This is a genomic window from Enterobacter sp. 186315, from assembly GCF_053290175.1.
This window is the reverse complement of the sequence record NZ_JBPTTK010000003.1, coordinates 257,717-276,735: the sequence shown is the minus strand read 5'-3', so window position 1 is coordinate 276,735 and position 19,019 is coordinate 257,717. Positions and strand designations below refer to the sequence as shown.

Genomic DNA, 19,019 nt, shown 5'->3' with positions numbered 1-19,019 from the left:
CGTTGCAGATGGGCGAAGGGGAGGTATTAGTCGCACTGCACCTTAATGGCAAGGCCGCCGCGCGAGGTTTCGCGGTATTTGGCGTTCATATCCTTACCTGTTTCGTACATGGTTTCGATAACCTTATCCAGCGACACGCGCGGTTCGCTGGTGCGGCGCATCGCCATGCGGGAGGCGTTAATCGCTTTCACCGACGCAATCGCGTTACGCTCGATGCACGGCACCTGTACCTGACCGGCAACCGGGTCGCAGGTCAGACCGAGGTTATGCTCCATCCCGATTTCAGCGGCCACGCACACCTGCTCAGGGCTTGCGCCAAGCAGTTCGGCCAGGCCAGCGGCGGCCATCGAGCAGGCTACGCCCACTTCACCCTGACAGCCCACTTCCGCGCCAGAAATCGACGCGTTCATTTTATACAGCGCGCCAATCGCACCCGAGGCCAGGAAATAGCGGATATAAATATCCGGGGTGACGGGTTCGATAAAGTGATCGTAATAGGCCAGCACCGCCGGAACGATACCGCATGCGCCGTTGGTTGGCGCCGTCACCACGCGACCCCCTGCGGCGTTCTCTTCGTTCACCGCCAGAGCAAACATGTTCACCCAGTCGACCACGTTCATCGGATCGTTAGAGAACTTGTCGGTAGTCACCAGCATACGACGCAGCGCCGAGGCACGACGCGGCACGCGCAGCGGGCCAGGCAGTACGCCTTCGGTGTTCATCCCGCGATCGATACAGGCGCGCATGGTCTGCCAGACGTTAGCAAAATAGTCTTCGATCTCTTTTTTGCTGTGCAGCGCCAGTTCGTTCTTCATCACCATGCCGGAGAGCGACAGGCCGGTTTCTTTGCAAAAGCCCAGCATCTCGGTGGCGGATTTGAACGGATACGGCACGGACACGTCGCCCACGCTGTCTTTACCAAAATGCTCTTCATCAACGATGAATCCGCCGCCGATGGAGTAGTAGGTTTTGGTGTAAATTTCTTTATCGCCGCTCCAGGCGTGAATGGTCATGCCGTTTTCATGCAGCGGCAGGTTGTCGCTGCGAAAACGCATCCCGTCGTCCAGCGGGAAATCCACTTCCTGCTGGCCGTTTGCCAGCAGCAGGCGACCGCGCGTTTCCACGTCGCGGATAAATGCCGGAATGGCATCAATATCAACGGTGTCCGGCATGTTACCTGCCAGACCCATAATAATGGCGATATCGGTGTGGTGGCCTTTACCCGTTAATGACAGCGAGCCGTAGACGTCCACGGCAACACGGGTAACGCTTTCCAGTAATCCTTTTTCGACCAGATCATCGACGAACTGTTTACCGGCCTTCATCGGGCCTACAGTGTGGGAAGACGAGGGGCCAATTCCCACTTTGAACATGTCGAATATACTAATCACTTTCACACTCCTGACAGGGTTACCGGGGTTCCAGTAACGATGTTATAACTGCGCATAGTGTAAGAGGGAACCTCAACCTCGGCTTAACTATTCACATGAATTAAACTAATGAATAACACCTGTTTTGCTAATAGCGCGACCGGGCTCGCAAACCCGGTCGAAGAGGGCGAAATGTAAAGTATAGTCAAGGCTTCAGGCCGATTTGCAGCGCCAGCTCACGAATAATCCCCGCCGTCATGCCCCAGACAAAATAATGCTGATACCAGGAGAGCCACACCCGATGATCGTGTCCGCGACGGTGAATATCCAGCGGATGATAACGCCCCAGACGAAGGGCCTCTTCGAGCGGCATTTCGAACACCGCCGAGACTTCATCCTCGCTGGCGTGATAGTGCAGATCCGGCGGGATAATCCCCACCACCGGCGTCACCTGAAAACCGGTCACGCTGTCCACCGGAGGCAGCACGCCGATCACCTCTACGGCCTCGGGCGGGATGGCGACCTCTTCCTGCGCCTCGCGCAGCGCGGCGGCAATGAGTGACGCGTCGGTGCTGTCAACGGCGCCGCCGGGGAAGGCGACCTGTCCGGCGTGCTTGCGCAGATGCGGCGAGCGCTGGGTTAGCAGCAGGCCGGGCTGCTCCCGGCGCACCACCGGAATTAAAACCGCCGCCTGGCGCTGGTTCAGGGCTTCGCGGTTGACCTGCGGACGTAAAAGCTGAAAACGCGACAGAAAATCATCCAGCGTGAGGTTGTCTCTCTCCACCCGTTATTTCTCCAGTTGTTTCAGGATCCGGTTCACTTTATCAAAGGTTTCCTGATATTCCGCCTCGACCAGGCTGTCCGCCACAATCCCGCCCCCGGCGGAGCAGTAAAGCTGGCCGTCGCAGGCGGTCAGGGTGCGAATGGTAATGCTGGTGTCCATCGTTCCGCACAGGCTCATGTAGCCGATGCTGCCGCACCAGGCGTTGCGACGATGCGGTTCAAGCTCATCAATGATTGCCATCGCCCGCACCTTTGGCGCGCCGGTAATCGACCCGCCCGGAAAGGCGGCGCGAAGAAGGTCGCAGGCGGTGCGTGAGGCGGGAAGCCGCGCGGTAATGGTGCTAACCAGATGATGCACCGCCGGGAAAGGCTCCACCACGAACAGCTCGGGCACGCGCACGCTGCCCGGCTCGGCCACCCGACCGATATCGTTACGCATCAGATCGACAATCATCAGGTTCTCTGCGCGATCTTTCGGCGATGCCGCGAGCTTTTCCGCCTGCTGACGATCCGCTGCGGGATCGGCCAGGCGCGGCAGAGTGCCTTTGATGGGCCGCGTCTGAATCGTGCCGTTCTCAAGATGAATAAACCGCTCCGGCGACAGGCTCAGAATGGCCCCGTGCTCAAGCCGCACGAAGGCGCTAAATGGCGCGCGGTTGCTGGCGTTGAGGCGGGTAAACGCCTGCCACTCGTCCCCCGCGTAGCGCGCCTGAAAGCGCTGGGCGAGGTTAACCTGATAGCAGTCGCCGCTTCGCAGATAGGCCTGAACGCGGTGGAATTTCTCCGCGTACGCGTCTGCGCTCATGTTCGAGCGCCAGCCTGAGGTTAGCGTGAAATCCTGCTGAGGTGGTGCTTTCTGCGCGTCCAGCCATGCCAGGCGCGCGTTCACATCCGAGTGGCTCAACAGAGACACCACCTGCTTGTGGTGATCGACAATCAACGCCCAGTCGTACAGCCCGACCGCCATATCCGGCAGCGCAATGTCATCTTCGGCAACGTTCGGCAGCGTTTCGAAGCGCCGCCCGAGATCGTAGCCAAACAGCCCCAGCGCGCCGCCCTGAAAGGGGAGGTCGGGATTGGGGGTGGCGGTTAACCCGAGTCCGTCGATGGCCTGCTGAAGGCGCATCAAGGGGTCGTCGTCTTGTGAAAGCGCGTCGGTGGTCAGGGTTTGCAGCGGGTCAGCCACCAGAATATCAAACCGGCTATAGGGGTGGTCCGCATGGCCGGAGTGCAGCAGCATCGCGAACGGCAGGTGGCTCAGACGGGCAAACCAGAATTCGGCGGCGTCATGGCGCCAGGGTAACGTTATTACAGTGGGGGTGCGCGTGTTCATGTGTGGCATACTACCGGGCAGCGTGAAATAATTAGCGCGGATAATTTAGCAGGAGTTGACGATGTTTGCAGGTTTACCTTCCCTCAGCCACGAGCAGCAGCAGAAAGCGGTAGAACGGATCCAGGAGCTGATGTCCCAGGGGATGAGCAGCGGAGAGGCAATTACCGTTGTTGCTCAGGAAATTCGCGCCAGCCATACCGGCGAGCGGATCGTGGCGCGATTCGAAGATGAAGACGACGAAGAGTAACCGGGCTTAGACCGCCGCGATGATCTTAATCTCTACCTTATATTCCGGCTTCATCAGCGTCGCCTGTACGGTACAGCGTACAGGCGCGTGACCCGCCACCACCCACGCATCCCAGGCTTTGTTCATTGCCGCAAAATCCTCTTTACTGGCGAGGAAAATGGTCGCATCCAGAATGCGGGATTTATCGCTGCCCTGTTTTTCCAGCACCGCATCAATCTGTGCCAGGGTGTTTGCCGTCTGTTCGAAGGCGTCCGCGTCAAGGTTTGACGGTACGCCGGTGTAGTAGAGCGTCTGGTTATGAATAACGACATCAGACCAGCGGGCTTCGGCATCAATGCGCACGATTGTCATAAACGTTTCCTCGTTAATTTTTCGTTTCAGGCCGCAAGACTGCCATATTGTTCTGGCCTCGTCACTATTTGGGGTGGCACTGGCGAGGTGGGGCTGACATAATCCCTGTGCAAAAATACAGTGAGAGAGCACCGTGGCAGACGATTTTTCCTTAGAGGGTCAGTTAGCGCAGGCAATCCCCGGCTTTAAGCCGCGTGAGCCCCAGCGTCATATGGCGCACGCCGTTGCGCACGCAATCGAGAGCGCGCAGCCGCTGGTGGTAGAGGCGGGAACCGGGACGGGTAAAACCTATGCGTACCTGGCCCCCGCGCTGCGTGCCAAAAAGAAGGTCATCATCTCTACCGGATCGAAAGCCTTGCAGGATCAGCTCTACAGCCGCGACCTGCCAACGGTGGCGAAAGCGCTGAAGTACAAAGGTCGCCTGGCCCTGCTGAAAGGGCGATCAAACTACCTGTGTCTGGAACGCCTCGAACAGCAGGCGCTGGCCGGGGGCGATCTGCCGGTGCAGACCCTCAGCGACGTCATCATTCTGCGCGCGTGGGCCAATCAGACGGAAGAAGGGGATATCAGCACCTGCGCGAGCGTGGCGGAAGATTCTCCGGCCTGGCCGCTGGTCACCAGCACCAACGATAACTGCCTCGGCAGCGACTGCCCGCTGTATAAAGACTGCTTTGTGGTCAAAGCCCGTAAAACCGCGATGGACGCGGACGTGGTGGTAGTGAACCATCATCTGTTCCTCGCCGACATGGTGGTGAAAGACAGCGGGTTTGGCGAGCTGATCCCCGAAGCGGAGGTGATGATTTTCGATGAAGCCCACCAGCTGCCGGATATCGCCAGCCAGTATTTTGGTCAGTCGATCTCCAGCCGACAGCTGCTCGATCTCGCTAAAGATTTCACCATCGCCTACCGCACGGAGTTAAAAGATACCCAGCAGCTGCAAAAGTGCGCCGACCGCCTGGCGCAAAGCGCGCAGGATTTCCGCTTACAGCTCGGTGAGCCGGGCTATCGCGGCAACCTGCGTGAACTGCTGGCGGACAAAAACATTCAGCGCGCGCTGCTGCTGCTCGATGATTCTCTGGAGCTCTGTTATGACGTGGCAAAACTCTCCCTTGGCCGCTCGGCGCTGCTGGATGCGGCCTTCGAGCGCGCGGCGGTCTATCGCGGTCGCCTCAAGCGGCTTAAAGAGATCAACCAGCCGGGATTCAGCTACTGGTACGAATGCACCTCGCGCCACTTCACCCTGGCGCTGACGCCGCTGACCGTGGCGGATAAATTCAAAGAGGTGATGGCGCAAAAGCCGGGAAGCTGGATCTTTACCTCGGCAACCCTGTCGGTAAACGACGATTTGCACCACTTCACCGAACGTCTGGGGATTGAGCAGGCCGAATCCCTGCTGCTGCCAAGCCCGTTTGACTATCAAAAACAGGCGCTGCTCTGCGTGCCGCGCAACCTGCCGCTGCCGAACCAGCCGGGCGCGGCGCGCCATCTGGCGGCGATGCTCAAGCCGATGATCGAAGCCAACAACGGCCGCTGCTTCATGCTCTGCACCTCCCACGCCATGATGCGCGACCTGGCGGAGCAGTTCCGCGCCACCATGACGCTGCCCGTTCTGCTCCAGGGCGAAACCAGCAAGGGCCAGCTGCTACAGCAGTTTGTCAGCGCGGGCAACGCGCTGCTGGTGGCGACCAGCAGCTTCTGGGAAGGGGTGGACGTGCGCGGCGATACGCTTTCGCTGGTGATTATCGACAAACTGCCATTTACCTCCCCGGACGATCCGCTGCTGAAAGCGCGTATGGAGGATTGCCGTCTGCGCGGCGGCGATCCGTTTGACGAGGTGCAGCTGCCGGACGCGGTCATTACCCTGAAGCAGGGGGTAGGGCGCCTGATCCGCGACGTTACCGATCGCGGCGTGCTGGTGATTTGCGATAACCGCCTGGTGATGCGTCCTTACGGCGCCACCTTCCTGGCAAGCCTGCCGCCCGCGCCGCGAACGCGGGACATTAAACGCGCGGTCCGGTTCCTCGCGAACCCAACGGCGGAGTAATTTTTCCTGAGGTGTGCTAAGATGCGCGCCATTTTGTGACTGACCACTGCGAGAGCGCGACGACTCATGCGAATTCTGGCTATCGATACCGCCACAGAGGCCTGCTCGGCAGCCCTGTGGAATGACGGTGCTATCTCTGCTCATTTCGAAGAGTGCCCACGGGAACACACCCAGCGCATTCTGCCCCTGGTAAAAACCATCCTCACCCAGGGCAATACCTCCTTAACCGACCTCGATGCGCTGGCCTATGGCCGCGGCCCCGGCAGCTTTACGGGCGTGCGTATTGGTATCGGCATTGCGCAGGGGCTGGCGCTGGGCGCTGACCTGCCGATGATCGGCGTATCGACCCTGGCGACAATGGCCGAGGGCGCCTGGCGCAAAACCGGCGCTACCCGCGTGCTGGCCGCCATCGATGCGCGTATGGGCGAAGTCTACTGGGCGGAATATACCCGCGACGAACAGGGCGTGTGGCATGGCGAAGAGACCGAAGCCGTGCTGAAGCCGGAGGCGGTGACCGCGCGTCTGAAAAACCTTTCGGGCGAATGGGCGACGGTAGGCACCGGCTGGCCCGCGTGGCCGGATATGGCTAACGAAACCGGCCTGACGCTGGTCGACGGCGGCATTCTGCTGCCTGCGGCAGAAGATATGCTCCCGCTGGCCTGCCAGCTGCTGGCCGCCGGAAAAACCGTTGCCGTTGAACAGGCTGAGCCAGTTTATTTGCGAAACACCGTGGCGTGGAAGAAACTTCCGGGCCGTGAGTGAATCTCAGTAACAGGAACTGAGAAAAAGGAGTCGCACCATGGCGGTTCAAATAAAAGCATTACGCCTGATTCTGGCGGGGGCGGTAGCGGTCGCACTGAGCGGCTGCGTCACCGTGCCCGACGCGATTAAGGGAACAAGCCCCACGCCGCAGCAGGATCTGGTGCGCGTGATGAATGCCCCTGAGCTGTACGTCGGTCAGGAAGCCCGTTTCGGCGGTAAAGTGGTTGAGGTGATAAACCAGCAGGGCAAAACCCGTCTGGAGATAGCCTCCGTCCCCCTGGACAGCGGCGCGCGTCCAATACTGGGAGAGGCTTCACGCGGTCGCATCTACGCGGACGTCAGCGGCTTCCTCGACCCGGTGGATTTCCGCAATCAGCTGGTGACGGTCGTTGGCCCGATTACCGGCGCGGTGCAGGGTAAAATCGGCAACACGCCGTACAAATTCATGACCATGCAGGTCAACGGTTACAAGCGCTGGCGGATTGCGCAGCAGGTGATTATGCCGCCGCAGCCAATCGATCCGTGGATGTGGGGTCCGCACCCTTACCGCTACGGTTATCCAGGCTGGGGCTGGTACAGCCCCGCGCCCGCACAGGTTCAAACGATTGTAACTGAGTAACTCCCTGTTATTAATAGGAAAGAGACAGCGGCTCAGCCGCTGTCTCTGTTTTTTTACGGACAAGACAGAAAAAAAGAGTGACGCGCTTCGCAACCTTAAATCTGAACAATTAATAAACTGGTACGCTGAGTTAATATAATGTTAACAAACTGTTTATTATCGGGGCTGTGATGACGACGAACACTCATTTCAGAGGTGATGCATTGAAGAAGGTTTGGCTTAACCGGTATCCCGCAGACGTGCCTGCGGAGATCAATCCTGACCGTTATCAATCCCTGATTGAATTATTTGAGCATTCGGTACGGCGCTATGCTGACCAGCCCGCCTTCGTGAATATGGGCGAAGTCATGACCTTCCGTAAGCTGGAAGAGCGCAGCCGGGCGTTTGCTGCCTATTTGCAGGAAGGGCTGGGGCTGCAAAAAGGGGATCGCGTCGCGCTGATGATGCCGAACCTGTTGCAGTATCCGGTGGCGCTGTTCGGCATCCTGCGTGCCGGGATGATCGTGGTCAACGTCAACCCGCTCTACACCCCGCGCGAGCTGGAGCATCAGCTGAACGACAGCGGCGCGGCGGCGATTGTGATCGTGTCGAACTTTGCCCACACGCTGGAAAAAGTCGTCGACAGAACCCAGGTTAAACACGTCATTCTGACCCGCATGGGCGATCAGCTTTCGACCGCCAAAGGCACGCTGGTTAACTTCGTCGTCAAATACGTTAAGCGCCTGGTGCCCAAATACCATCTGCCGGACGCCATCTCGTTCCGCCGTGCGCTTCATGCGGGCTACCGTATGCAGTACGTGAAGCCGGAAGTGGTGTCAGACGACCTCGCGTTCCTGCAATACACGGGCGGCACTACGGGCGTGGCGAAAGGGGCGATGCTGACCCACCGCAACATGCTGGCGAACCTTGAGCAGGTGAATGCGACCTACGGGCCGCTGCTGCATCCGGGTAAAGAGCTGGTGATCACCGCGCTGCCGCTGTATCACATTTTCGCGCTGACCATGAACTGCCTGCTGTTTATCGAGCTGGGCGGCCAGAACGTGCTGATCACCAACCCGCGCGATATTCCGGGGCTGGTGAAAGAGCTGGCGAAATACCCGTTCACCGCCATGACCGGGGTGAATACCCTGTTCAACGCGCTGCTGAATAACAAAGAGTTCCAGCAGCTTGATTTCTCGACGCTGCACCTCTCTGCGGGCGGCGGAATGCCGGTCCAGCAGGCCGTTGCCGAGCGCTGGGTGAAGCTGACCGGGCAGTATCTGCTGGAAGGCTACGGCTTAACCGAATGTTCACCGCTGGTGAGCGTTAACCCGCACGATATTGACTATCACAGCGGCAGCATCGGCCTGCCGGTGCCGTCAACCGAAGCCAAACTGGTGGACGACGAGGGTAACGAGGTTGCGCCGGGTGAACCGGGCGAGCTGTGCGTGAAAGGCCCGCAGGTGATGCTGGGCTACTGGCAGCGTCCGGATGCCACCGACGAAATCATCAAAGACGGCTGGCTGCACACCGGGGATATCGCCGTGATGGACGACGAAGGCTTCCTGCGCATCGTCGATCGTAAAAAGGACATGATCCTGGTGTCCGGCTTTAACGTCTATCCAAACGAAATTGAAGACGTGGTAATGCAGCACAACGGCGTGCAGGAAGTGGCGGCCGTGGGCGTCCCGTCCGGCAGCAGCGGCGAGGCGGTGAAGATTTTCGTGGTCAAAAAAGAGGCATCCCTGACCGAGGAAGAGCTAATAACCTTCTGCCGTCGCCAGCTGACGGGCTACAAAGTGCCGAAGCTGGTTGAGTTCCGCGACGAGCTGCCGAAATCCAACGTCGGGAAGATATTACGACGAGAATTACGTGACGAAGCCCGTGCCAAAGTAGACAATAAGGCATAAGCTTCACGCTAATCGCCCCAGACGCCGGTTAAGCCGGCGTTTTTTATGGGCGCTAACCAAAGAGAAACCGTTTTGAATTACCAGATGATCACCACCAACGACGAGCTGGCTTCGCTGTGCGAGGTTACGCTCGACTATCCTGCTATCGCCCTGGATACCGAGTTTGTCCGCACCCGGACCTACTACCCGCAGCTGGGTCTGATTCAGATGTACGACGGCAAACACGTATCGCTGATTGACCCGCTCGGCATAACCGACTGGTCGCCTATGCGCGATTTACTCCTCGATACTCAGGTCACCAAATACCTGCACGCGGGCAGTGAAGATCTGGAAGTGTTTCTCAACACCTTTGGCATTATGCCGCAGCCGCTGATTGATACCCAGATCCTCGCCGCGTTCAGCAATCGTCCGCTCTCCTGGGGCTTTGCGGCGATGGTGGAGGAGTACACCGGCATCGCGCTGGACAAGAGCGAATCCCGCACCGACTGGCTGGCGCGCCCGCTGACCGAACGTCAGCTGGAGTACGCGGCGGCAGACGTGTTCTACCTGCTGCCGATTGCCGGGCAATTGATGAAAGAAGCGGAAGCCTCCGGCTGGCTTTCCGCCGCGCTGGACGAATGCCGTATGACCCAGCAGCGTCGTCAGGAAGTGCTCGACCCGAAAGAGGCCTGGCGCGACATCAGCAACGCCTGGCAGCTGCGCACCCGCCAGCTGGCCTGTTTGCAGCTGCTGGCCGACTGGCGCCTGCGCAAGGCCCGCGAGCGCGATCTGGCGGTGAACTTTGTGGTGCGTGAAGAGCATCTGTGGGCGGTGGCGCGCTATATGCCGGGCAGCCTCGGCGAGCTGGACAGCATCGGATTGTCCGGCAGCGAGATCCGCTTCCACGGTAAAACCCTGCTGTCGCTGGTGGAGAAAGCCCAGCAGATGCCGGAAGAAAACCTGCCTGAACCGCTGCTGAACCTGATGGATATGCCGGGTTATCGCAAAGCGTTCAAAGAGATTAAGGCGCTGGTGCAGGAGGTGGCGGCGGAAAGTAAGCTCGGGGCCGAGCTGCTGGCGTCACGTCGTCAGATTAACCAGCTGCTGAACTGGCACTGGAAGCTGAAGCCGCAAAACGGGTTACCGGAACTGATGGCGGGATGGCGCGGTGAATTGATGGCCGATCGTCTGAATACGCTGCTGGAAGGCTATCCACGCTAAAGCATTGTAGCCCCGGCAGGCGCAGCGCCACCGGGGAAGTGCCGGGCGGCGCGATGCCTGCCCGGCCTACAAAACCACAAACGGATTAACGCGACTCTTCCGCTTCTGGCAGCGTCACGTTCAGCTCCAGAATCGAAATATCCCCGTCTTTTTGCTCCAGCTGTACCGTGACCATCTCCGGGTCAATCTGCACGTATTTACAGATCACTTCCAGAATGTCTTTGCGCAGCTGCGGCAGGTAGTGTGGCTCGGCGTCGCTACGACGACGCTCCGCAACGATAATTTGCAGGCGTTCTTTTGCGATGTTGGCGGTGCTTTTTTTCCGCGAGAGAAAAAAGTCCAGTAATGCCATAACTTATCCTCCGAACAGGCGTTTGAGGAAACCTTTCTTCTCTTCTTCAATGAAGCGGAAAGGACGTTCTTCTCCCAGCAGGCGATCGACGGTATCAGCGTAGGCTTTACCCGCGTCTGCCGTTGCATCCAGAATAACCGGCTCACCCTGGTTGGATGCGCGTAACACGGACTGATCTTCCGGGATAACGCCAACCAGCTTGATGCGCAGGATCTCCAGTACGTCTTCCATACTGAGCATGTCACCCTTGTTTACGCGGCCCGGGTTGTAGCGGGTCAGCAGCAGGTGCTCTTTAATCGGCTCTTCGCCATTTTCCGCACGGCGGGATTTGGAGGCGAGGATACCCAGAATTCGGTCAGAGTCGCGCACGGACGACACTTCAGGGTTGGTGGTGATAATCGCTTCATCAGCGAAGTACAGCGCCATCAGGGCACCGGTTTCGATACCGGCAGGGGAGTCGCAGACCACGAAGTCGAACTCCATCTTTTTCAGATCGTCGAGCACCTTTTCCACGCCTTCGCGGGTCAGGGCATCTTTATCGCGCGTCTGAGAAGCCGGAAGAATGTAGAGATTCTCGGTGCGCTTGTCTTTAATCAGCGCCTGGTTGAGGGTGGCGTCGCCCTGAATGACGTTCACGAAGTCATACACGACGCGACGCTCACATCCCATGATGAGGTCGAGGTTACGCAGACCGATATCGAAGTCGATAACGACGGTTTTCTTTCCCTTCTGGGCCAAACCAGTAGCGATGGCCGCGCTGGAGGTGGTCTTGCCAACGCCTCCTTTACCCGAAGTAACAACAATAATGCGTGCCATAGAAATTCCTTGTTAAAAAGGGATCAATTCAACGGTTGAACGGTCAACGCGTCGTCTGCCAAAAGCAGGCGAGCCGCTTTGCCATAAAATTCAGCTGGGATCTTATCGCTCAGCCAATATTCACCTGCGATGGAAACCAGTTCCGCCGTCAGGTGACTACAAAATATTTGTGCTTCCCGATCGCCACTTGCACCCGCGAGCGCACGTCCACGCATCATACCGTAAACGTGAATATTGCCGTCTGCAATGAGTTCAGCGCCAGCGCTGACGTGGCTTGTCACAATCAGATCACAGTTTGGTGCATAAATGCGCTGACCGGAACGAACCGGCACATCAATCAATCGCGTTTTTGTGACTGGTGTAACGTTCTGCACCGGAGGAGGGGGCGCGACGGCAGGGGCGGGAGCCGGACGGGGGGCTTTTTCTTTCCCTTCCGTTAAAATCGGCAGCCCTGCACGGTCAATTTCGGCTTTTAGTTCAGGGTCTTTACAGCCGCTGACGCCGACAATGCGAAGTCCGGTTGCGGACACCGCCTGCTGGAGAAGTGTCCAGTTCACAGGAGCATCAAGACCGGCAACGTTAACGACGACGGGGGCGTGCTTCAGAAAAGCGGGAGCCTGCGCGATTTTGTCTTCTAACGCCTGACGAATAACCTCGGGTTTTGCATCATGCAAATGAACCACTGATAAGGTGAAGCTACTGCCTTTAAGCTCGATGGGCGTGTTTGACATCCTGGCCTTACTCAATTTGCTATTAACCGCAACGCAGTCGTTGCGATATTCCGAAGAGTACCAGGCATGTTATAGTCAGGAGTATATTGAGGCAAGCCACCACCCATTATTTCAGAGTAAAAACATGTTTTGTGTGATCTATAGAAGTACCCGCCGCGACCAGACCTACCTTTATGTCGAAAAGAAAGACGATTTTTCCCGCGTGCCGGAAGAATTAATGGCAGGCTTTGGTCGTCCACAGCTGGTAATGCTGTTCCCGCTGGACGGGCGTAAAAAACTAGCAAATGCGGATCTGGAGAAAGTTAAATCAGGATTATCTGAACAAGGCTATTATTTACAGCTTCCGCCACCGCCCGAGAATTTATTAAAACAGCATCTGGAAGGTCACGGAACAAAATAACGCCGGGTGCGCTCGGGAACAACACATCAACCGTTTAGGGGACGTCAATGTATCAACATCATAACTGGCAAGGTGCGTTACTGGATTATCCCGTCAGCAAAGTTGTCTGCGTCGGCAGCAATTATGCAAAACATATTCAGGAGATGGGCAGCGCCACGCCGGAAGAGCCGGTGCTGTTTATTAAACCCGAGACCGCGCTTTGCGACATTCGCCAGCCGCTCGCGCTGCCGCAGGGCTTAGGCTCAGTGCATCATGAAGTCGAGCTGGCGGTGCTGATTGGCGGCACGCTGCGCCAGGCCTCCGAAGAACACGTTGAGAAAGCCATTGCCGGATACGGCGTTGCGCTGGATCTCACGCTGCGCGACGTGCAGGGCAAAATGAAAAAAGCCGGGCAGCCGTGGGAAAAGGCAAAGGCGTTTGATAATTCCTGTCCTATTTCCGGCTTTATTCCGGCCGCCGAGTTTTCTGGTAATCCGCAGGACACGCAATTAGCCCTGAAGGTTAACGGCGAAATCCGCCAGCAGGGCAGCACCGCCGACATGATCCACAAGATCCTGCCGCTGATTGCCTACATGAGCCGCTTCTTTACCCTCAAGCCGGGTGATGTGATCCTGACCGGTACCCCGGAAGGCGTGGGCCCCCTTGCCAGCGGTGACGAGCTGGAGGTCAGCTTTGACGGCCAGTCGCTGAAAACCCGCGTGCTGTAAAAGCATCTTGCCGCCTGCGAAAGGCGGCAAAACTTGCATCAACGTGCCAGACTCGTTATAAGGTGCGCTTTCTTTTGACGTGTGGACATCCTGATGAACGAAACCCCTTTCTGGCAACGCAAGACGCTCGATGAAATGACCGACGTGGAGTGGGAGTCGTTATGTGACGGCTGCGGGCAGTGCTGCCTGCACAAGCTGATGGATGAAGACTCCGACGAGATCTATTTCACCAACGTCGCCTGCAAACAGCTGAACACCAAAACCTGCCAGTGCCGCAACTACGAACGTCGCTTCGAGTTTGAGCCGGACTGCATCAAGCTGACCCGCGACAACCTGCCGACCTTTGAATGGCTGCCGCATACCTGCGCCTACCGCCTGCTCGCCGAAGGCAAAGGGCTGCCTGACTGGCACCCGCTGCTGACCGGCTCGAAAGCGGCGATGCACGGCGAGCGTATCTCGGTGCGTCACATCGCGGTGAAAGAGTCCGAGGTGCGGGACTGGGAAGATCACATCATGAATCACCCCAACCGCTGAAAACAGAAAACCCGCCGAGGCGGGTTTTTTGTTGTTGTGCGGCCTGATGCCCTCACCCCAACCCTCTCCCACGGGAGAGGGGGCAAAAACTAAAAACGGCAACCGAGGTTGCCGTTTTGCTTTTACCTTCCGAACAAATCGCGTTTCTTAGGCTTGAACGGCTGGGCAATCAGCACCAGCAGAGCCACCACGAGGAAGGCGGCGAAAATCCCCACCAGCCACTGCGGCATCTCCAGGGTCAGGAATTCCCACTGGCGAACGGAGCAGTCGCCGGAGGCCACGAACACCTGCGGCAGCCATTTATCCAGCGGCAGCCAGCTCGGGAAACGGGCGGCAAAATCGCAGGTCATAAACGGTGACGGATGCAGCTGCATCATGGTGTGCTGCCAGGACAACTCAAGGCCTTTCCAGGCGCTGTAGATCCAGATAGCGATACCGGCATAGCGAAGCGGGGTGTTTGGCGCAATCGCCCCAACCAGACCCGCGCCCATAATGCCGAACAGCGCGCAGCGCTCGTATATACACAGCACGCAAGGCTTCAGACCCATACCGTGCTGGAACCACAGAGCGACCAATTCCAGCGCAAAGGCGGTCAGGGCCATTAACAACCACGCTCCGCGACCGCGAGAGCACTGGTTTAAAAATCTCAACATAATCATTTCCCTGGAACATGCTTAGAAAGCGCAGTGTAAACCAATTCGATTTCTGCGCCACCTGGGCCGTGCGAAATAAAGCGTAATCGGATGTTTATCATGCGAAAACGCAAACGGGCAGCTAACTGCCCGATATGACTGACTTACTGCGCCGCGATTATACCTGCCTGGACTAACCATTGCGTATACGGAATGAGAGTAATTTTGACGCAAAACAATCCTACAAGCGTCAGGACCAGCGTGTAAGGCAGCGCCATCCACACCATCCTTCCATAAGAAAGTCGTATGAGTGGGGCGAGGGCGGAGGTCAGCAGGAATAAAAATGCCGCCTGGCCGTTCGGCGTCGCCACCGACGGCAGGTTGGTGCCGGTATTGATCGCGACCGCCAGCAGTTCGAACTGCCCGGCGCTAATCGCCCCGTGCTCCATCGCCGCTTTCGCTTCGTTGATATAGACCGTGCCGACAAACACGTTGTCCGAAATCGACGACAGCAGGCCGTTGAAAAGATAGAAGAGCGTTAGCTGGGCGTCAGGCGCGGCCTGAAGCACGTAGGCAATAATCGGCGAGAAAAGCTGCTGATCGATAATCACCGCGACCACGGCGAAAAACACCGTCAGCAGGGCGGTAAACGGCAGCGCCTCGGTAAAGGCTTTGCCGATAGCATGTTCATCCGTGATGCCGGTAAAACTGGTTGCCAGAATAATCACCGAAAGCCCGATTAGCCCGACCTCCGCAAGGTGAAACGCGAGCGCCGCGATAAGCCAGACGCCGATAATACCCTGGGCCACCAGGCGCAGCGTGTCCTGGCGGGTGCGCTGGCTGCGGCTTTGCTGGTCAAATTTGTGCAGCTCCTGGCGTACCGGCTCGGGCAGCTTCGCGCCGTACCCGAACACGCCGAAGCGCTCAAGCAGGTAGCAGGTTAGCAAGCCGCAGAAGAAGACCGGCACGCTGACCGGCGCCATGCGCAGGAAGAACTCACCGAAATGCCAGCCTGCGGCTTTGGCGATAATCAGGTTTTGCGGTTCGCCGACCATCGTCATCACGCCGCCGAGCGCGGTGCCCACGCCCGCGTGCATCATCAGGCTGCGCAGAAAGGCGCGGAACTGTTCCAGCACGTCGCGATGGTCGTTATCCACCTTGCTGTCGTCGTGCATATCGTCGCTCTGGCGCGAAGAGGCCACGCGATGATAAATCCCGTAAAAGCCGACGGCGACGCTGATCACCACGGCGACCACCGTCAGCGCGTCCAGGAAAGCGGAAAGAAACGCCGCCGCGATACAGAACGCCAGCGACAGCAGCGCTTTTGAAGGAATGCTCAGCAGCAGGCGAGTGAAGATAAACAGCAGCAGCTGCTTCATGAAATAGATGCCCGCCACCATAAACATCAGCAGCAGAAGCACTTCAAGATTCGACGCCAGCTCTTCTTTCACATGTTCGGCGCTGGTCATGCCGATGATGACTGCCTCAATCGCCAGCAGGCCGCCCGGCAGCAGCGGGTAGCATTTCAGCGCCATCGCCAGGGTAAAGATAAACTCCACCACCAGCAACCACCCGGCGGTAAACGGGCTGATGATAAAGATAACGGGATTGACGATCAGAAAGACCAGCAGAGAGAGTTTGTACCAGTCTGGTGATTGGCCTAAAAAGTTGCGCCACAGTGCGCGCCCAAATGATATTTCCACGACGAACATCCTTCCCCGTCAAATTAAACAAAGTTCTAGTATACGCATAAATGGTGTCAGGCGCGGGAAGAAGGGCGGTTTGTAAATTTCACAAAAATGAAACGGCGATCCCTTTTTCTGGCTCCGCCGCGCTATCTGCCTTTCCGTGCCTCTGGTATGATGAGTCCAATTTGCTAAAGCTGTGTAATGGAAATCTCACTATGGTCATTAAGGCGCAGAGCCCGGCGGGTTTCGCGGAAGAGTACATCATTGAAAGCATCTGGAATAATCGTTTCCCCCCTGGATCCATTCTTCCCGCTGAACGCGAACTCTCTGAACTGATTGGCGTCACCCGCACCACGCTGCGCGAAGTGTTACAGCGTCTGGCGCGCGACGGCTGGCTGACGATCCAGCACGGTAAACCGACCAAAGTGAATAACTTCTGGGAAACGTCCGGGCTGAACATTCTTGAAACGCTCGCTCGCCTCGATCACGAAAGCGTGCCGCAGCTGATTGATAATCTGCTCTCCGTGCGTACCAACATCGCGACCATCTTTATCCGCACCGCGTTCCGCCAGCATCCACAGGATGCGCTGGACGTGCTGGCGAGCGCGAAGGCCGTTGAAGATCACGCAGACGCGTTCGCGACCCTCGACTACAACGTCTTCCGTGGTCTGGCGTTTGCCTCCGGCAACCCGATTTACGGCCTGATCCTCAACGGGATGAAAGGGCTGTATACCCGCATTGGTCGTCACTATTTTGCCAATCCTGAAGCCCGCAGCCTGGCGCTGGGGTTCTATCACCGCCTGAGCGAGCTGTGCTCCAGCGGCCAGCACGATCAGGTCTATGAAACCGTGCGCCGTTACGGCCGTGACTCGGGTGAGATCTGGCACCGTATGCAGAAAACCCTGCCCGGTGACTTGGCGATCCAGGGGCGCTAAAAGAAAAAACCTCTCGACAGAGAGGTTTTTTTTCGACCAACGCACAAATCTGTAGGCCGGGTAAGGCGTAGCCGCCACCCGGCAAAGCCCCACTAAAGCGTATTCAATCGCGCCGGGCAGCGTTCCAGCAGCTCCACGCTGCCGTCTTCATTTTGCTGCTCCAGCAGCACGTCAAAGCCCCACAGACGATGCACGTGCTTCAGCACCTCTTTACGCCCCTTGTCCAGCGGCGCGCGGTTCTGCGGAATATAGCGCAGGGTCAGGGAACGATCGCCGCGCAGATCCACGTTCCAGACCTGAATATTCGGCTCCAGATTGCTCAGGTTGTACTGGGACGAGAGGCGCGAGCGGATCTCACGGTAGCCCTCTTCGTTATGAATGGCGGAGATCTCCAGGAAGTTATTGCGATCGTCATCCAGCACCGTGAAGAAGCGGAAATCACGCATGATTTTCGGCGACATAAACTGGCTGATGAAGCTTTCGTCCTTAAAGTCGCGCATCGCGAAGTGCAGCGTTTCCAGCCAGTCGGATCCGGCGATATCCGGGAACCAGTACTTGTCCTCTTCAGTCGGCGACTGGCAGATACGCTTAATGTCCTGGAACATGGCAAAGCCCAGCGCATACGGGTTGATACCGCTGTACCACGGGCTGTTGTAGGCGGGCTGGAACACCACGTTGGTGTGGCTGTGCAGAAATTCCATCATAAACCGCTCGCTGACTTTCCCTTCGTCATACAGATGGTTAAGGATGGTGTAGTGCCAGAAGGTCGCCCAGCCTTCGTTCATCACCTGGGTCTGCTTCTGCGGATAGAAATACTGGCTCACCTTGCGCACGATGCGCAGGATCTCACGCTGCCACGGCTCCAGCAGCGGGGCGTTCTTCTCCATAAAGTAGAGCAGGTTCTCCTGCGGCTCGGACGGATAGCGGCGCGCCTCTGCGACCGTCTTCTCCTCTTCCCGCTTCGGCAGGGTGCGCCACAGCATATTCACCTGGCTTTGCAGATACTCCTCGCGGCTTTTCTGCCGGGCTTTCTCCTCCTGCAACGAGATCTTCTGCGGACGTTTATAGCGGTCAACGCCGTAGTTCATCAGCGCGTGGCAGGAGTCGAGCAGCTTCTCCACCTCATCCACGCCGTAGCGCTCTTCGCAGTCGGTGATGTATTTGCGGGCGAAGATCAGGTAATCGACGATTGAGCTGGCGTCCGTCCAGCTGCGGAACAGATAGTTATTCTTGAAAAACGAGTTATGCCCGTAGCAGGCGTGCGCCATCACCAGCGCCTGCATGGTAATGGTGTTCTCTTCCATCAGATAGGCGATACACGGGTTAGAGTTAATGACGATTTCGTACGCCAGCCCCTGTTGCCCGTGCTTGTAAAGCCGCTCTGTTTCGATGAATTTTTTCCCGAACGACCAGTGGGGATAGTTAATGGGCATCCCGACGCTGGAGTAAGCATCCATCATCTGTTCGGAGGTAATGACTTCAATCTGGTGAGGATAGGTATCGAGGCGATACAGTTTTGCCACCCGGTCTATTTCCGCCAGGTAGACATCCAGCAGTTCGAAGGTCCAGTCGGGTCCATCGCTGAGACGTGTGCTGTCCTTAGATATGGAATCAATAGTAGCCATT

The 19,019-nt window shown here is 57.6% G+C and carries 20 protein-coding genes; 10 read left to right on the top strand and 10 right to left on the bottom strand.

Features of this window, described 5'->3' with window-relative positions; all coding sequences use genetic code 11:
* Positions 1-26 precede the first annotated feature (26 nt).
* From sdaA to pabB, 3 genes are all read right to left on the bottom strand, one after another.
* Positions 27-1,391, bottom strand: coding sequence for an L-serine ammonia-lyase (gene sdaA / locus ACSVHP_RS05420; protein ID WP_447551209.1), 1,365 nt, complete (start codon positions 1,389-1,391; stop codon positions 27-29).
* A gap of 184 nt (positions 1,392-1,575) precedes the next feature.
* On the bottom strand, positions 1,576-2,154 hold the full coding sequence (locus ACSVHP_RS05415) for a CoA pyrophosphatase (protein ID WP_417313373.1): 579 nt from the start codon (positions 2,152-2,154) through the stop codon (positions 1,576-1,578).
* A gap of 3 nt (positions 2,155-2,157) precedes the next feature.
* Positions 2,158-3,486, bottom strand: a complete 1,329-nt coding sequence (pabB, locus tag ACSVHP_RS05410; protein WP_447551208.1) for an aminodeoxychorismate synthase component 1 — start codon at positions 3,484-3,486, stop codon at positions 2,158-2,160.
* 61 nt (positions 3,487-3,547) lie between these two features.
* Between pabB and ACSVHP_RS05405 the strand changes: the two genes are divergently transcribed.
* The gene (locus tag ACSVHP_RS05405; RefSeq protein ID WP_234674493.1) at positions 3,548-3,733 is read left to right on the top strand and encodes a YoaH family protein; all 186 of its coding nucleotides are present in this window, start codon (positions 3,548-3,550) and stop codon (positions 3,731-3,733) included.
* A gap of 6 nt (positions 3,734-3,739) precedes the next feature.
* Here ACSVHP_RS05405 and ACSVHP_RS05400 read toward each other — a convergent pair whose 3' ends face one another.
* The gene (locus ACSVHP_RS05400; RefSeq protein ID WP_234674494.1) at positions 3,740-4,084 is read right to left on the bottom strand and encodes a RidA family protein; all 345 of its coding nucleotides are present in this window, start codon (positions 4,082-4,084) and stop codon (positions 3,740-3,742) included.
* A gap of 133 nt (positions 4,085-4,217) precedes the next feature.
* On the opposite strand from ACSVHP_RS05400, the gene ACSVHP_RS05395 reads away from it, so the two are divergent.
* The 5 genes from ACSVHP_RS05395 (at position 4,218) to rnd (ending at position 10,598) form a co-directional block, all read left to right on the top strand.
* Positions 4,218-6,128 carry an ATP-dependent DNA helicase gene (locus ACSVHP_RS05395; RefSeq protein ID WP_234674495.1) on the top strand — a complete coding sequence of 637 codons (1,911 nt, stop codon included), beginning with the start codon at positions 4,218-4,220 and terminating at the stop codon, positions 6,126-6,128.
* A 66-nt stretch (positions 6,129-6,194) separates the two neighbouring features.
* Positions 6,195-6,890, top strand: coding sequence for a tRNA (adenosine(37)-N6)-threonylcarbamoyltransferase complex dimerization subunit type 1 TsaB (gene tsaB, locus ACSVHP_RS05390; RefSeq protein WP_234674496.1), 696 nt, complete (start codon positions 6,195-6,197; stop codon positions 6,888-6,890).
* A 37-nt stretch (positions 6,891-6,927) separates the two neighbouring features.
* Positions 6,928-7,509, top strand: a complete 582-nt coding sequence (locus tag ACSVHP_RS05385) for a Slp family lipoprotein (protein WP_447551207.1) — start codon at positions 6,928-6,930, stop codon at positions 7,507-7,509.
* A gap of 203 nt (positions 7,510-7,712) precedes the next feature.
* Positions 7,713-9,398 (top strand): long-chain-fatty-acid--CoA ligase FadD, encoded by a 1,686-nt coding sequence (fadD, locus tag ACSVHP_RS05380; RefSeq protein ID WP_447551206.1) that lies wholly within the window; start codon positions 7,713-7,715, stop codon positions 9,396-9,398.
* A gap of 72 nt (positions 9,399-9,470) precedes the next feature.
* Positions 9,471-10,598: a ribonuclease D gene (gene rnd / locus ACSVHP_RS05375; RefSeq protein WP_447551258.1), complete on the top strand. Its 1,128-nt coding sequence runs from the start codon at positions 9,471-9,473 to the stop codon at positions 10,596-10,598.
* An 85-nt stretch (positions 10,599-10,683) separates the two neighbouring features.
* Here rnd and minE read toward each other — a convergent pair whose 3' ends face one another.
* The 3 genes from minE to minC are packed head-to-tail and all read right to left on the bottom strand — an operon-like array spanning position 10,684 to position 12,497.
* Positions 10,684-10,950 (bottom strand): cell division topological specificity factor MinE, encoded by a 267-nt coding sequence (gene minE / locus ACSVHP_RS05370; protein WP_003859937.1) that lies wholly within the window; start codon positions 10,948-10,950, stop codon positions 10,684-10,686.
* 3 nt (positions 10,951-10,953) lie between these two features.
* Complete coding sequence (gene minD / locus ACSVHP_RS05365) at positions 10,954-11,766, bottom strand: septum site-determining protein MinD (RefSeq protein WP_234674499.1); 813 nt, start codon at positions 11,764-11,766, stop codon at positions 10,954-10,956.
* Between the two features lie 23 nt (positions 11,767-11,789).
* Entirely contained in the window at positions 11,790-12,497 is a 708-nt protein-coding gene (minC, locus tag ACSVHP_RS05360; RefSeq protein ID WP_447551205.1) for a septum site-determining protein MinC, read from the bottom strand.
* A gap of 124 nt (positions 12,498-12,621) precedes the next feature.
* Here minC and ACSVHP_RS05355 point away from each other — a divergent pair, with 124 nt between their 5' ends.
* From ACSVHP_RS05355 to ACSVHP_RS05345, 3 genes are all read left to right on the top strand, one after another.
* Positions 12,622-12,897: a YcgL domain-containing protein gene (locus ACSVHP_RS05355; RefSeq protein WP_234674562.1), complete on the top strand. Its 276-nt coding sequence runs from the start codon at positions 12,622-12,624 to the stop codon at positions 12,895-12,897.
* 47 nt (positions 12,898-12,944) lie between these two features.
* Positions 12,945-13,604 carry a fumarylacetoacetate hydrolase family protein gene (locus ACSVHP_RS05350; RefSeq protein ID WP_447551204.1) on the top strand — a complete coding sequence of 220 codons (660 nt, stop codon included), beginning with the start codon at positions 12,945-12,947 and terminating at the stop codon, positions 13,602-13,604.
* Between the two features lie 93 nt (positions 13,605-13,697).
* Complete coding sequence (locus ACSVHP_RS05345; protein WP_447551203.1) at positions 13,698-14,138, top strand: YcgN family cysteine cluster protein; 441 nt, start codon at positions 13,698-13,700, stop codon at positions 14,136-14,138.
* A gap of 122 nt (positions 14,139-14,260) precedes the next feature.
* Here ACSVHP_RS05345 and dsbB read toward each other — a convergent pair whose 3' ends face one another.
* Together dsbB and nhaB are read right to left on the bottom strand one after the other, a co-directional pair.
* Positions 14,261-14,791, bottom strand: coding sequence for a disulfide bond formation protein DsbB (gene dsbB / locus ACSVHP_RS05340; RefSeq protein ID WP_234674558.1), 531 nt, complete (start codon positions 14,789-14,791; stop codon positions 14,261-14,263).
* 143 nt (positions 14,792-14,934) lie between these two features.
* Positions 14,935-16,473, bottom strand: coding sequence for a Na(+)/H(+) antiporter NhaB (gene nhaB, locus ACSVHP_RS05335; RefSeq protein ID WP_447551202.1), 1,539 nt, complete (start codon positions 16,471-16,473; stop codon positions 14,935-14,937).
* Positions 16,474-16,673: 200 nt separating this feature from the next.
* Here nhaB and fadR point away from each other — a divergent pair, with 200 nt between their 5' ends.
* Positions 16,674-17,393 (top strand): fatty acid metabolism transcriptional regulator FadR, encoded by a 720-nt coding sequence (fadR, locus tag ACSVHP_RS05330; RefSeq protein ID WP_234674556.1) that lies wholly within the window; start codon positions 16,674-16,676, stop codon positions 17,391-17,393.
* A gap of 92 nt (positions 17,394-17,485) precedes the next feature.
* Here the strand turns inward: fadR and ACSVHP_RS05325 are convergent, their stop codons facing one another.
* Positions 17,486-19,018 carry a SpoVR family protein gene (locus ACSVHP_RS05325; protein WP_234674555.1) on the bottom strand — a complete coding sequence of 511 codons (1,533 nt, stop codon included), beginning with the start codon at positions 19,016-19,018 and terminating at the stop codon, positions 17,486-17,488.
* Between the last annotated feature and the right edge of the window lies 1 nt (position 19,019).